The sequence below is a fragment of the Litorimonas sp. RW-G-Af-16 genome, assembly GCF_048319245.1.
GTDB lineage: Bacteria > Pseudomonadota > Alphaproteobacteria > Caulobacterales > Maricaulaceae > Litorimonas.
This window is the reverse complement of sequence record NZ_CP166993.1, coordinates 1,773,035-1,787,635: the sequence shown is the minus strand read 5'-3', so window position 1 is coordinate 1,787,635 and position 14,601 is coordinate 1,773,035. Positions and strand designations below refer to the sequence as shown.

Annotated in this window: 12 protein-coding genes and 1 tRNA gene; 9 read left to right on the top strand and 4 right to left on the bottom strand. The window is 51.8% G+C overall.

The genetic code is table 11. The annotated features are described in order from the left end of the window. Positions 1-83: 83 nt before the first annotated feature. From AB8615_RS08850 to AB8615_RS08835, 4 genes are read left to right on the top strand one after another with little or no spacing between them, the layout of a single operon-like run. The gene (locus AB8615_RS08850) at positions 84-1,301 is read left to right on the top strand and encodes an FAD-dependent oxidoreductase (protein ID WP_409432241.1); all 1,218 of its coding nucleotides are present in this window, start codon (positions 84-86) and stop codon (positions 1,299-1,301) included. Further along, on the top strand, positions 1,291-2,529 hold the full coding sequence (locus tag AB8615_RS08845) for a M14 family metallopeptidase (protein WP_409432240.1): 1,239 nt from the start codon (positions 1,291-1,293) through the stop codon (positions 2,527-2,529). Before AB8615_RS08850 ends, AB8615_RS08845 begins: the two co-directional genes overlap by 11 nt. After that, positions 2,526-4,094 carry an N-acyl-D-amino-acid deacylase family protein gene (locus AB8615_RS08840; RefSeq protein ID WP_409432239.1) on the top strand — a complete coding sequence of 523 codons (1,569 nt, stop codon included), beginning with the start codon at positions 2,526-2,528 and terminating at the stop codon, positions 4,092-4,094. The genes AB8615_RS08845 and AB8615_RS08840 overlap by 4 nt, the downstream gene beginning before the upstream one ends. After that, positions 4,084-5,295 carry a dicarboxylate/amino acid:cation symporter gene (locus AB8615_RS08835; protein ID WP_409432238.1) on the top strand — a complete coding sequence of 404 codons (1,212 nt, stop codon included), beginning with the start codon at positions 4,084-4,086 and terminating at the stop codon, positions 5,293-5,295. Before AB8615_RS08840 ends, AB8615_RS08835 begins: the two co-directional genes overlap by 11 nt. Before the next feature lie 15 nt (positions 5,296-5,310). Here the strand turns inward: AB8615_RS08835 and AB8615_RS08830 are convergent. Continuing rightward, positions 5,311-5,387: transfer RNA gene (locus tag AB8615_RS08830), tRNA-Ile, on the bottom strand. 64 nt (positions 5,388-5,451) lie between these two features. Beyond that, positions 5,452-6,930: a glycerol kinase GlpK gene (gene glpK / locus AB8615_RS08825; RefSeq protein ID WP_409432237.1), complete on the bottom strand. Its 1,479-nt coding sequence runs from the start codon at positions 6,928-6,930 to the stop codon at positions 5,452-5,454. Between the two features lie 77 nt (positions 6,931-7,007). Between glpK and glpD the strand changes: the two genes are divergently transcribed. Next, positions 7,008-8,492 carry a glycerol-3-phosphate dehydrogenase gene (gene glpD, locus AB8615_RS08820; protein ID WP_409432236.1) on the top strand — a complete coding sequence of 495 codons (1,485 nt, stop codon included), beginning with the start codon at positions 7,008-7,010 and terminating at the stop codon, positions 8,490-8,492. Between the two features lie 5 nt (positions 8,493-8,497). Beyond that, entirely contained in the window at positions 8,498-9,247 is a 750-nt protein-coding gene (locus AB8615_RS08815) for a sterol desaturase family protein (protein WP_409432235.1), read from the top strand. A 37-nt stretch (positions 9,248-9,284) separates the two neighbouring features. On the opposite strand, the gene uvrB is transcribed toward AB8615_RS08815, so the two are convergent. Then, positions 9,285-11,432 carry an excinuclease ABC subunit UvrB gene (uvrB, locus tag AB8615_RS08810; RefSeq protein WP_409432234.1) on the bottom strand — a complete coding sequence of 716 codons (2,148 nt, stop codon included), beginning with the start codon at positions 11,430-11,432 and terminating at the stop codon, positions 9,285-9,287. 119 nt (positions 11,433-11,551) lie between these two features. On the opposite strand from uvrB, the gene AB8615_RS08805 reads away from it, so the two are divergent. The 3 genes from AB8615_RS08805 (at position 11,552) to AB8615_RS08795 (ending at position 13,898) form a co-directional block, all read left to right on the top strand. Beyond that, entirely contained in the window at positions 11,552-12,439 is an 888-nt protein-coding gene (locus tag AB8615_RS08805; RefSeq protein ID WP_409432233.1) for a hypothetical protein, read from the top strand. Between the two features lie 173 nt (positions 12,440-12,612). Next, positions 12,613-13,236 (top strand): RNA polymerase sigma factor, encoded by a 624-nt coding sequence (locus AB8615_RS08800; RefSeq protein WP_409432232.1) that lies wholly within the window; start codon positions 12,613-12,615, stop codon positions 13,234-13,236. After that, positions 13,233-13,898, top strand: coding sequence for a ChrR family anti-sigma-E factor (locus tag AB8615_RS08795; RefSeq protein WP_418152231.1), 666 nt, complete (start codon positions 13,233-13,235; stop codon positions 13,896-13,898). Before AB8615_RS08800 ends, AB8615_RS08795 begins: the two co-directional genes overlap by 4 nt. Before the next feature lie 65 nt (positions 13,899-13,963). On the opposite strand, the gene AB8615_RS08790 is transcribed toward AB8615_RS08795, so the two are convergent. Beyond that, positions 13,964-14,551 carry a hypothetical protein gene (locus tag AB8615_RS08790; protein ID WP_418152229.1) on the bottom strand — a complete coding sequence of 196 codons (588 nt, stop codon included), beginning with the start codon at positions 14,549-14,551 and terminating at the stop codon, positions 13,964-13,966. Between the last annotated feature and the right edge of the window lie 50 nt (positions 14,552-14,601).

The following is a 14,601-nucleotide window of genomic DNA, read 5'->3' as shown; positions in this document are numbered from 1 at the left end:
ATAGAGCAGGTCCAGGCCTGTTCTATTTAAAACTCTTGCTCGGCAAGAGATCGATACCCCTTTGCCGAAAGAAGGATTAAATCATGAAAATATGTGTTCTTGGCGCTGGCGTTATAGGTGTTTCGACCGCCTATGCGCTTGGGCGTCTAGGGCACGACGTCTCTGTCATTGATAAGGCAGCGGACGTTTCAATGGGGGCCAGTCATGCCAATGGGGCGCAATTATCCTATAGCTATATCGACCCTCTCGCGAGTCCTGACACTTTGCGAAAATTGCCGACTTACCTCTTGGGACGGGACAACGCGTTGCAGCTAAAATTTAAAGCCGATATGGCTTATATGCGCTGGGGCATGTCTTTTTTGCGAAACTGTACGTCCGCAAGATTTGACGCCAACCGCAAAGCGCGACAGGCCTTAGCTGAACTTTCCAGTGCAGCGCTTGAGAGTTTTAAACTGGATGCGCCATCGGAATTAAAGCCAACCGGACATGGCAAGCTAGTCTTAGCCCAAGACACTGCAGATTTTGACAAAATGAAACAGGATGACGGTTTCGTATCATACGAACGCTGTCTTGAAATCGAACCTAGCCTAACCGCTTGGCAGGGAAATATTCTAGGCGGCATCTATGCAAAGCAAGACTATGCCCTCAACCCTATTACCTACTGCAAAACATTGAAGACATTGTCCGAGCAAAAATTCGGTGTGACCTATTATTTTGGAGAGATCGTCTCGAAAATCTTATCGAAAAATAAGAGGATTGCGGGGATTGAAACTGACCAACAATATCACGCTGCAGACATGGTTGTCGTCTGTCTAGGCAATGAGGCCTTACCTCTTTTAAAGCCGCTAGGTATTGCTCCACGCGTCTATTCAGCTCAAGGATATAGCCTGACTTTGAAGTCCAAAAAAAGCTCTCCGCGCACCAGCGTTACTGATCTGAAGAACAAAATAGTTTACGCGAATTTAGGGCAAGAGTTTCGTATCGCAGGATTTGTGGATGTTAATCAACGGCCCAACAATATTGAGGCAAGGCTTGAATTACTTCTACAAACCGCTCGAAAATCTTGGCCTGATGCAGCTGATTTTGATGGGCCTATCGCGAAGTGGACAGGCGCGCGGCCAATGATGCCATCTGGCGTTCCTGTTATAGGGGAAGCCTTGGTCGAAGGGCTTTATCTCAATATTGGCCACGGGTCGCTCGGCTATACTTTTGCAGCCGGAAGTGCGATGAAGATCGCAAATATGATCGGCCATGCGCAGACAAATATGATGGCAAAACAGGGAGGTCACAATGCGGCGTAAGGTAAATAAACTCATTGTATGTGGCGCAGTTATCTTGACCGCTTGCGTGTCTGCTGGGCCAGCGGGCGATATTGCGCAAGGACTATCCGTGGCCACGTCAGCGTCATTTTGCGAGAGTGCTATGGCCGCGATTAGGGTGGAACATGATACGGCGCGGGTGAATGGGTGCGAAGTCATTTCTAAGGATAGTTTCCGCCTGACTATTCTGCCCGAAAAGGCGACGGACCCTGCAGGCGAAACAATTAATAATAGCCCTTGGTACGGGTTTCGGATCGACCCAAAACAGACAGGTCAGATTAATTTCCAATTAAATTATGAGAACGGCACCCATCGATACCGACCTAAGCTTAGCTATGACGGTGTGAATTGGCAGGGTTTGCCGGGCACTAAAACTCCAAGGCCGCGCCCTTCGGAATTTGTCTTTCGCGTGAAGATGGATGACCGACCTTTTTATATTTCAGCGCAGGAAATCTTCACGTCCAATGCCCATGATGCCTGGACCGACAAAATCGCCGATCTTCCCTTTGTTACGGACTCCATTATTGGAAGATCGCGAAACGGACACCCGCTGCGTATGCTAGAGGTGCGGACGGAGCCTGATGTTAAGAAGCCTTATGTTGTTTGGGTTGGCAGACAACATCCGCCAGAGGTCACAGGCGCTTTGGCACTTATCCCTTTCACGGAGGCCGTCTTAGGAGATAGCGAACTGTCGAAGCGGTTCCTACAACATTTCAATGTGCTGATTATTCCCATGATAAATCCAGACGGCGTAGACGCTGGACATTGGCGATTTAATGACGGCGGGACAGATTTAAACCGGGATTGGGGGCCGTTCAAGCAACCCGAGACTCGCGCGGCACGGGACGCATTTATGCGCTTTGAGACCGGGCAGGACGAGATTGCCTTCTTCCTCGATTTCCATTCGACTTGGCGCAATTTGCTCTACACTCAAGCGGATGAGGAGCCGACACAACCGCCAATGTTTGCGCGGGACTGGCTTGAGGCTGTGGATGAGCGTTTGGATGATAAAGTCTATCCCTTTACGCGCGAAGCCCGCCATAATTCTGGCAAGCCCATCTCGAAAAATTATATGTATGAAACCTACGGCATTGCGGCGATCACATATGAAGTTGGCGACGATACGCCCCGAGACGCGATTGATCTATCGGCAAGGGTGTTTGCCGAAGAGATGATGCGACTGCTCTTAAAGCATGAGACAGGTCAATGAGGTCATGGGTCTGCACCATTGCGGGTCTGTTCATTTTGGGATGCCAACCCACGATCAAAGCTGATTATGTGATAGAAAATGGTAGCGTTTTCCTGGGCGATCAATCATCTGCGCAAGATTATATCGTTGCTGTCAGAGACGATAAAATTATATATGTCGGCGAACCGATTTCTGTAAAAGCTAATCAATTAATTAACGCCAAAGGTCTCTTTGTAATTCCGGGCTTCATAGATCCTCACACCCATAGCTTGCAGGAATTGCGCTCAAACGACGCTGATACACGCCTCAATAAAAACTATCTTTTTCAAGGTGTGACAACTGTTGTGAACGGCAGTGACGGCATTGGTGATCCTGATATTTCAGGTCTTACTGCTGAATTAGAAACCTTGGGGATTGGGACGAATACGGCCCTGATGATTGGTCATGGCGCCTTGCGCAAATCTGTCATAGGCGGAGATAGGCGCGCGCCGACGCCTGATGAATTAGATAGAATGAAGCAGCAGGTTCAAGTCGGTATGGACGCTGGCGCTTTGGGTCTATCAACGGGATTATTTTATGCACCTGGCAGTTTTTCTGAAACTGATGAAGTTATAGCATTGGCCAAAGTCGCCTCAGACAATGGCGGGATTTATGACAGCCATATCCGTGATGAAGCCACCTATAATATCGGTCTTGAAGCGGCAATTTCTGAGGTTATAGAGATTGCGCGCGAGGCAAATATTCCCGCCAATATATCTCATGTTAAAGCCCTTGGCGTGGATGTCTGGGGCAAGAGCGAGGCCATCATTAACATGGTAGAGGCCGCACGGGCTGACGGCCTTAATATCACGGCGGATCAATATCCTTGGCAAGCGTCGGGTACGCGCATATCAAACGCGCTGTTGCCGCGCTGGGTAAAGTCTGGTTCAGAGCAAGACTATATGGCTCGTCTATCCGACCCCGCGCTCGCAGATAGAATTAGAAGAGAGACTGCAGAAAATCTTCGCCGCCGTGGTGGCCCGGAGGCTATTCTTATCACGCAAGCCAATCCAGATTGGCAGGGTCAAACACTGGCGCAGCTCGCTGCAAAATACAAAATTAGTTCTATTGATATGGCGATTAAAATTGCGCGCGAAGGCGATGCGCGCATCGCATCCTTCAATATGAGTCAGGGCGATGTTGAGCGCTTCATGGTGCAGGACTGGGTGATGACTAGCTCCGATGGCAGCAAGGGTCACCCAAGGAAATATGCCAGCTATCCTAAAAAGTTTTACGACTATGTGCGCGGACAAGGGCTTATGTCAGATGCATCTTTCTTCTATCGTAGTAGCGGCTTGGTTGCTGACACTTTCGGCATATGTGACCGTGGGTATCTGCGCCCAGGATATAAAGCTGATATTGCCATAATTGATCCTGATAATTTCAAACCCAAGGCTGATTACCAAAACCCAGAATTGTTGGCGAGCGGCGTTGTCTACCTTTTTGTAAATGGGCAACTTGCTATTAAAGATAACCTGCTACGAAGCACACCCTCTGGCAAAGTCTTGAAACGATGCGGCAAAAGAGAAGACGATCATGCTCAATAAATTAATTGCCTTAGGTCTTATTTTAGGACTCGCCGTTGGCCTCGGCGCGGCGGCAACAGATAATCCCGTATTGCAGACCATTGCACGTGAAGCAGAGCCGCTCGGAAAGATATTTATCAACGCAATTAAAATGATTGTTATTCCTCTGGTTGTCTCAGTCATTTTCGCCAGTATTGCCCGATTGGGGGATGTCAGGAAGCTCGGTAAGATAGGCGGTATGACTCTAGCCTTTTATTGGCTCACTCTGATCCCCGCTATTCTTCTCGGCATGGGCGTTATGGCCTTTGGTCTACGCTTTACCCCAGAGATAGACATGCCGTCTGTCGAGGCTGCACCAATTCCCAAATTACAGAGCGTAACGGATTTCATTGTCAGCCTTATTCCACCCAACCCCATTGCAGCCGCTGCTGACGGAGCGCTGCTTCCGCTGATTGTTTTTACGGCGCTGTTCGCCGCTGCCGCCGGGACATTAGCGACAGAGCGGCGGGAGCGTATGATTGCAGCGGCAGAAGATGTCAGCGACACGCTCATCAAGCTGGTTTGGTGGATTTTATATACGGCGCCTATCGGGATATTTGGCCTGATCGCGCCCGCCACAGCTGTTCTGGGCTGGGGGCTGATCCAAAGTCTGGCCGTTTTTATTATTTGTGTGGCGATCGCGCTGCTTCTGTTTGTTGGACTGGTTCTTGTGCCGCTCTTACTTGTCATTGCAAAGGTGAGCCCCGCGGAATTCCTGAAGGGCACGATGGGCGCGTCCTCAGTCGCCTTCTCGACCACAAGCACTGCGGCGGCTATTCCCGTCTCGCTGGAAGAAACCGTTAAAAAACTTGGCGTGTCTGAAACCGTTGCGGATTTGCTTATCCCTCTAGGTGCATCTATGTACCGTCCTGGTAGTGCCTTGTTTCAAGGAGCTGCGATTATATTTCTCGCCCATATCTTCAACGTGCCAGTCGCGATCGGAGCGGCAGGCACAGTGCTTTTTGCAACCTTTCTCGTATCCCTTACCGTCGCGCCAGTGCCGTCTTCCAGCGTCGTCACAATGGCTCCAGCCCTCGATGCGATCGGCGTACCTGTCGCTGGTTTAGCTCTTGTCCTAGGCATAGACCGTATTCCAGATATGATGCGAAGCTGTGTTAATGTGTTAGGACAGATCGGAGCGGCCGTGATGGTCGACACACATAGCACCAGATCGCAGGAATAAAACGCGCGGAGTGGCTGGTAGGGGGAGAGGGACTCGAACCCCCAACCAATCGGTTATGAGCCGACGGCTCTAACCAATTGAGCTATCCCCCCTGGTCAGTCAGCGAGGATATGGCGCAAACTGTATGATGTTTCAAGGCTCTCTCGAAGCTCTTCGTCATTTTTCCGCAACGACCCTACCAATCGCGCGATGCCAGCCCGCGAGTGCTTGGACGCGGGCATCCTCCTTCATGTTTGGTGTGAAACTTTGGTCTGCCTGCCAATGATCCGCAATTTCCGTAAGGTCTGCGAAAAGTCCGATGCCAAGCCCCGCCAAATAGGCCGCGCCGAGGGCCGTCGTTTCGAGCGCTTTGGGGCGGTCAACAGGGATGTTCAGCACATCGGCCAGATATTGCACCATCCAGCTATTGGCGACCATACCGCCGTCCACGCGCAAACCTTTGGGGGCGACGCCGTCTTCGCCCATGGCGCGGAGCAAGTCATAGGTCTGGTAAACTACGGACTCGACTGTTGCGCGGACGAATTCAGCGCGGCCTGTATCTCGAGTCAATCCAAAAATCGCACCGCGCGCGTCTGGGTCCCAATGCGGCGCACCTAGCCCTGTAAAAGCCGGCACGAGATAGACGCCGTGATTGCTATCAAGTTTGGCACAAATTGCCTCTGTCTCTGCAGCGCTATCGATAATTTTGATCCCGTCCCGTAGCCATTGCACCGAAGCGCCTGCCATGAAAATCGAGCCTTCTAGCGCGTAGGTAGTTTTCCCGTTGAGGCGGTAGCAGACCGTGGACAGCAATCGATTATTCGACTCGACAACTTTTTTGCCCGTATTGAGAATGACAAAACAGCCTGTGCCATACGTGCTTTTAATGTCGCCTTTTTCAAAGCAAGCTTGGCCGATCGCGGCCGCTTGTTGATCGCCAGCGACCCCCCGGATGGGGATGGGCGTTTCAAACAATTCGCAAATGCCAAAATCATCGGCACAGTCCAAAACTTCGGGCAGAATATTGGCGGGTATGTCGAATATATCTAACAAGTCTGGATCCCAATATTGGGTGTGAATATTGAATAGATTCGTGCGGCTGGCATTGGTGGCATCCGTCGCATGAACACGGCCCTCTGTCAGTCGCCAGATCAAAAAGCTATCAATCGTGCCGAATGCGAACTCAGCGCGGTGGGTGCGAGCGCGAGCCCCTTTGACATTGTCTAAAATCCACGCGGCTTTCGTTGCGCTAAAATAAGGATCAAGCAGCAGCCCCGTCTTGGCGGATATGTCTGCTTCCGAATAGTCAGCCTTGAGGTCTCGACAAATCTGTGCGGTGCGGCGATCTTGCCATACGATAGCGTTGTAAATCGGCTTGCCCGTTTTGCGATCCCACACCACAGTCGTTTCCCGTTGATTTGTGATCCCGATGACCGCGATGTCATATTGCTGATTTTGCGCCCAAGCATAGGCCTCGCTAAGCGTGTCATAGACCGTATCCCAAATCGCTTCGGGGTTATGTTCGACCCAACCGTCTTGCGGATAAATTTGCGGAAATTCTTGTTGCGCCGTGAAAAGAATTTCTCCCGCCCTATCAAATACGAGCGTCCGTGAACTGGTCGTGCCTTGATCGATGGAAAGGATAACTTGTGTCATGATATAGTTTTGGCGCGTGGCGGCTCTTGCGTCAATTTGAAAGTGGCATGACGGCGCGAAGCGTTTATAGGAGGAGTATGGATTATGACCTTCTTATTATTGGCGGCGGCATTAACGGGACCGCGATTGCGCGAGATGCGGCGGGGCGGGGGTTGAAAGTCCTGCTTTGTGAGCGTGATGATCTGGCCAACCACACCTCCTCGAGTTCGACTAAGTTGATTCATGGGGGCTTGCGATATTTGGAGTATTACGAATTTCGTTTGGTGCGCGAAGCGTTGATTGAGCGCGAAGTCCTTCTCCGCGCTGCCCCGCATATTATCTGGCCCATGCGGTTTGTTCTGCCTTATGATAAAGGCTTGCGCCCCGCTTGGATGTTGCGGGCTGGCTTGTTTCTTTATGACAGCCTTGGTGGTCGCGATAAATTGCCTGGCACAGAGACGGTTAACCTGCACAAAGCGCCATTTAAAGGTATATTGGAAGAGCGCCTGTCCAAAGGCTTTGAGTATTCTGATTGCTGGGTTGAGGATGCACGTCTGGTCGTCCTGAATGCCGTCGACGCGTCTAACCGTGGCGCGGATATTCGCACGCGGACAGAGGTCCTGTCGATTGAAACGCAGGGCGAAGGTTACGCTGCGCAGATCAAGCATAAAGGCAAGACAGAGACGATCACAGCCAAAGGCATAATTAATTCCGCGGGGCCATGGGTTGACGAGGTTCTCAAGAAAATTAAGCGCAAAACAAATGAGCAATCTGTACGCCTCGTCAAAGGCAGCCACATTGTTACGAAGAAATTGTTCGAAGGCGACTTTGCTTTCATTTTTCAAAACGCCGACAACCGTATCATTTTCGCTATTCCTTATGAGCGTGACTACACCCTGATCGGGACCACGGATCAGCCTTACGATCCCTCTGAAGGTCCCGTGAAAATTAGCCAAGAAGAGATAGATTATCTCTGTGAGGCTGCGTCTGAATATCTCGCCAAAGATATAACACCCGATGATGTGACGTGGACTTATTCAGGCGTCCGACCCCTCTATGATGATAAATCTGCCAATGCTTCGGCCGTTACGCGTGATTATGTTTTGGACATTGATGAGTTCATCGACGACGCCCCCTTCCTCTCGATTTACGGCGGCAAGATCACGACATCGCGCAAGCTGGCAGAACATGCGATGCAGAAATTACATAAATTCTTTGACTATAAAGACAGAGGCTGGACGGAGACTGCGGGCTTACCTGGCGGCGATATACCCAATGCCGACTTCAACAAATTTTACCTGCTGATGCAGACTCGCTATCCGTCTGTTGACGCTAAAGTCTTGCTACGCCTCTGTCATGCTTACGGGACGCGGGTGACGCTTTTGCTGGGCGACGGTGATCCTGCGCCGCAGCTGGGGCAGCATTTCGGGGAAGGTCTGTATGAGGCCGAAGCGCGCTACCTTGTTGCGCATGAATGGGCAACGTCTGCGGACGATATTATGTGGCGACGCACCAAGCTTGGTGTGCATTTGAGCGATGCGCAAAAGGCCGCATTTACCGACTGGTTTAAGTCCGTCATTTAAGTCATATGGACAGCCTCCTTTCAATTCCGCCGCTGCAATTACTGATCACCTATCTGGCGTTTACAGCAATCATCATTGGGCGCTATTTCGCCATCGTCTGGCCGATCCACCATATGCTTTGGACGCGAGAGCCAAAACGCGCCCGCCGGCTCTCCAAACGTGAGCCGACGCCTGCCACGATCCGCAACGAGATCAAACTCTCCACCATCTCTGCCTTCATCTACGCCGCCCCCGCAGCCATCGTCATCGAGATGTGGAAGGCGGGCGGCACAGCGCTGTATTCGGGACTGCCAGATGGATTATTCGGGTGGAGTTATTTAATTATTTCGGGCTTCATTTATTTGTTTGCACAAGACACTTGGTTTTATTGGACGCATCGCGTGATGCACCACCGTAAGTTATTTAAATGGACGCACGAAGGCCACCACCGCTCTGTCCAACCGACCCCGTGGGCGAGCTTCTCCTTTGATCCGATTGAAGCCCTCAGCGCGGCATGGCTGCTCCCCGTGATGGCGATTTTTATTCCGCTTCATATTGGTATGGCGTTGTTCCTCCTCATGCTGATGACGATCAATGCCGTCTTCAATCACGCGGGATGGGAAGTCTATCCCGACCGTTGGGTGCGCGGTTGGTGGGGTCGCCACATTATCACGGCCAGCCACCACAACCTCCACCACACAAAGTTCAAAGGGAATTACGGCCTATATTTTCGGTTCTGGGATAAGGTTTGCGGGACGGACAAGGGCTTGGTTTAGCCAAGCAGAGATAGCGCCTCTGCCTCAAATGAGGACGTCAATCACCCTGCAATTTCTTCATCTCATCGCGTAGCCTAGCGGCTTCTTCGAACTCTAAATTCTCGGCGGCTTCGAACATGCGCTTCTCTAGGTCGGCCATTGTGGCGAGCATGTTGCCGCCCATATAGGGTTCTTGGCCGGCTTCCGCCATTTCGAGGACGCCGCGTTGGGCTTTGCCGGATTTGCCTTTTTTCTTGAGGCCAGACGGGGTGTAACTATTGGCTTCGTCTTTGATTTTCTGGCTGGCTTCGCTATCGCCGACCATATCAGCGACGCCGCGTAAGACGGTTTTTGGCGTAATACCGTGCTTCTCGTTATGAGCGATTTGACGTTCGCGGCGGCGCGCGGTTTCGTCCATGGCGCGTTCCATAGAACCAGTAATTTTATCGGCGTAAAGCACGACTTTGGCTTCAGAGTTTCGCGCCGCGCGGCCAATAGTTTGCACCAAAGCGGTCTCGCTACGCAGGAAGCCTTCTTTGTCTGCGTCTAAGATGCCCACAAAAGCACATTCGGGAATGTCGAGCCCTTCTCGAAGCAAGTTAATCCCGATCAGCACATCAAATTTCCCAAGGCGCAGATCGCGGATGATCTCTATACGTTCCAGCGTGTCGACATCGCTGTGCATATAGCGCACGCGGATGCCCTGATCATTCATATATTCCGTCAGGTCTTCGGCCATTTTCTTGGTCAGTGTGGTGACGAGCGAGCGGAAGCCATTGGCGGCCACTTTGCGGACTTCGTCAATGACGTCGTCGACTTGATTGCCGCCGTCCTTGGACACAGGACGGATTTCGACGGGGGGATCGATCAGGCCCGTGGGGCGGATCACTTGCTCGACAAACACGCCGCCCGTGCGCTCCATTTCCCAATCGGCAGGCGTGGCGGAGACGTGGACAGTTTGCGGGCGCATCGCGTCCCATTCTTCGAATTTGAGCGGACGGTTATCAATGCAGCTTGGCAAGCGAAAGCCGTGTTCTGCGAGCGTGGATTTGCGCGCATAGTCACCGCGACTCATACCGCCAATTTGCGGCACAGAGACGTGGGACTCGTCCATAAAAAGGAGCGCATTTTCGGGGAGATACTCGAATAAGGTGGGCGGCGGTTCACCGGGCGCACGACCTGTCAGGTAGCGGGAGTAGTTCTCGATTCCGTTGCAAAACCCCTGAGCGGCCATCATTTCCAGATCAAATTCTGTGCGCTGCGCGATGCGTTGGGCTTCAAGCAGCTTGCCTTCGGCCTCGAACATTTTGAGAGTTTCTTTAAGCTCGTGTTTGATGCCTTTCATCGCGGACTGCACGGTGGGGCGCGGCGTGACATAGTGCGAATTGGCATAGACGCGAACGCGGTCAATCGAACGGCCCGTCTTGCCTGTCAGCGGGTCAAACTCGGTAATACTGTCGATCTCGTCGCCAAAGAAATCAAAGCGCCATGCGGTGTCGTCATAATGGGCAGGGAATAGCTCGACTGTATCGCCGCGCACGCGGAAGCTGCCACGTTGAAAAGCGAGGTCATTGCGAGAGTATTGTAGCTGCACGAGTTGCGCCATAAGCATGCGCTGATCAATCATTTGACCTTTGGCCAGATCAATCGTCATCGCTGTATAAGTTTCGACAGAGCCGATGCCGTAAATGCAGGACACAGAGGCGACGATGATACAGTCATCTCGCTCTAGGATTGCGCGCGTGGCGGAGTGGCGCATGCGGTCGATCTGCTCATTCACCGAGCTGTCTTTTTCAATGAACGTGTCAGTGCGTGGGACATAGGCTTCGGGTTGATAGTAGTCGTAATAGGACACGAAATACTCAACGGCATTGTCGGGAAAGAAGGACTTAAATTCGGAGTAAAGCTGCGCCGCCAATGTCTTATTGGGCGCCATGATCAGGGCAGGGCGTTGCGTCTGCTCTATGATCTTGGCCATGGTGAAGGTCTTACCTGACCCCGTCACGCCGAGCAGGACTTGGTCACGCTCAATCGAATTCACGCCTGCGACCAATTCTTTGATCGCATTCGGCTGATCGCCTTTAGGTTCAAATTCAGAGACTAAGCGGAAAGCTTTCCCGCCCTCGGACTTGCTCGGTTTTTGCGGACGATGCGGCTGCCAGAGGGCGGGCGCTTCTTGCACGGATATGTTGGACGATGACGGCATAGACTAAAGATAGAACGATCTGCGCCAATTACAACTGCGGCGTGATGAAAGCGTAAAATAAGGCTTTATTAAGGATAGGCTTTACCAAAATCTTTGCCACTATTGCTTATAGAGATCGGATGGAACGGAATTTAACGTCTGTCAAAGCGCTGTTGAGCGGTGTGTTGACCTTTGCAGGGCTGGCGGCTGCGACGTCCGCCTATGGAAATGTCATTGATCGCCCCTTCTTCAACGCGTCTTCAATAGTCATTGTGTTTGGAGCAAGTGACTTTGAAGAAAATGGCGGCGTGGCTCCGATAGTGTTCGATTTCCTCTTGCTCGACTCCGCGCCTTCGGGGACGGAGGGGGATGATTTGATTGCAGCGGATGGACGCTCTATCAATTACAATACGCAGCGCTACAACCCGATCCAAAGCGGGACGGGGTCTGGCTGGGAATTTCAAGTCAATGACGCCACTTTTGGCGGACAATTTAATAGCACCGCGCCGCACCAAACGCTGGATGCGAATGATAGCTATAATGCTTTCGGGCTTGATGCGACGACAGATATTGACTTGCTAGGGCAGGGGGGACGCGCCTCTCGCTTTTATGTCGCGTCCAATGCGCCGTTCGATATTTTCGGCGAAGCTAGTAATATCCAAGCGACGGGTGACTTCTCGTCGCTTGATTATACGAATATTCGCTACCGTTTGCGCTATCAAGTAACAGGTGGGGGCGGCGCAAATGCTTGGGGGCAAAGGGCGCAAGATCCCGGGGCTGGCGGGGCCGGTGTCGTGCTGGGTCAAAATAACGGCTTCACCTTAGATGACTTGTCTGCGGGTCCGGTCAAAGTCTTTGACGGTGGGCAGAGAACAGCCGCCAATCGCGGGTCTATCATGCAACAAGCTGTCAGCTTTCAATCGCGTTACAATCTGCGCGGGGCTGGGACGACGGGCAATAATTACGATTTCTCGCAAGGTATTGGTTCGCTTTCGGCAGATGTCACTTATACGATTTACACGCCGTAACTGACAAAACGCGACAGAATTGACGCACCTCTAAAACCCCCCACATCGAAGCTGCGTATGCATATTAATGCGACAATTACGTCGCTGTCTTACGAAACTTGCGATTTACCATGACATTTGGCCTAGAAGACTATAGCATGGAAGACATACCTCACCAGACTAAGGAGGGGATTATGTCAGGAACTCGAGGCAAGGCCTATGGTGGCTTTGCACCTTCCCAAAAAAGTATCAGCGCCGCCAAAAGAGATGCCCTATGGCTGAAAGCCATTGCGGAGCAGCAAGACGCACGTGCGCTGTCTGATCTATTCGAAGTTTACGGGCCAAAGCTGAAAGGCTGGCTCATGGCGCGTAATGTCGGCTCAGGCACGGCCGAAGATATTGTGCAAGACGTTATGATCAAAGTGTGGACCAAAGCCGTCTCATTTGATCCTGAAAAGGCCAGCTTCGCTACGTGGGTTTATCGGATGACCCGCAACCGATGGATTGATCATCAGCGAAAGCACGGCCGCGTCGATGTGCGCGATCCCGAGCTAATGAAGATTATTGCAGACGACGAGGTGCCGTCCGCCGAACATAATTTCATGGCGCAGGAAAGCTCCGAAATTCTGCGCGCGCAAATCGCGCGTCTCTCGCCGCCGCAACAAATGGCGATCAAAATGGCTTTCATTGAGTTCAAGACCCACAAGGAAATATCGGAAGAAATGGGTCTGCCGCTTGGGACTGTCAAAACGCGTATTCGCAGCGGGATTCAAACGCTGAAAGCGAACATGCAGCGCCACGTGGATGATCTAACATGACGGCCAAAGTGAAGACGTCTGTGCGATGTGTCGACGAAAGTCTGACGGAATATGCGATTGGTGCGCTCAGCCCTGCCAAGCATATTATCATCGCGTGTCAGAGTGAAATTTCAGATGAAGTCGCAGAACGCATCGCGTTCCAAGAGGACCTCGCGGCGACGTTGATGGTGGATGTCGGCGGCACGCCGCTCTCACCTCTCTTTATGGGTGAGGTCTTGGCCAAATTGCCGCCGCGTTGTGCCAATGATAAATTTGAAGAGCCCTATGACAGTATGGCGCCCAATGCGTTGCGTCATATATTGGGCCACGGCCTTCGTGATATACCCTGGAAATCTCTTATACCTGGCGTAGCTGTGCATGATTTGCTGGGTAATCGTAAATATAAAGAGGGCGATCGTCTGTATTTGCTGCGCGCCAAGGGCGGGATGCAAATGCCAGAACACGGCCATAAGGGCGAAGAATGGACCCTGATCCTAACCGGCAGTTACACGGTGGGCGATGACACATATATGCGCGGCGACCTTCATATCGAAGATGATACAACCGAACATTCACCTTATATCAATGAGGGCGAGGATTGCATCTGTCTTGTGATGACGCAAGCGCCGCTGAAAATGAAGCCGTTTATGGCGAAGTTAGTTCAGCCGATTGTCGGCATTTAACGACCGCTAAAACGCAAAACGCGCCCCATGAAAGAGGCGCGCTTAATTTCTAAAATACAATCAGATTAGCCGAACGCATCATAATGATGGGTAATCGCAATCGTGATCTGCCGCGTAAGTTCAGACGCACGTTGCAGGGGTTTCGTAATGGTCTCAGCGATGTGCGGGAAGCCCCCCTGAGGCGCGACGGGCTTGTCCGTTTTTTCCAGTAGTTTTTCCGTCCATTCTAGCGCTTCGCGGCTGGCGGGGTATTGCTCACGGAGGTCTTCCAAAATACTCTCGATCTGGAATGTTTGCAGCTTTTGCAGGACCGTCAGGCGCGATGTATCGCTTTCGCTGGTGGCGGGCAGTTCTGTGACGATGATCATCATTTTCATGATCACGGCGAGGCGAAGCGCATGCAAGATGATCAACGTCTCGTTTTGCGGACCGTCAAAATCGGCGTCGCAACGGCGCAGCACATCAAGGCTATCATAAAGATCAAGACGAAGGCGGTTGGACAGGTCCATAATATGAGACCGCCAATGGCTGTTCTCCAGCGTTTGCGCAATGATGAGGCTCTTATTCGCCAGTTGTGGTTCATTACCCGACAATGCGCGGCTGACCCAGAAGCCAGGATCAAACAGGCGACCATAAGCTGTCAGTATAGACAAATTCGTCCGCTCTAGTGTTTTAATAACAAGACCGAAGATTGATTTCGCCC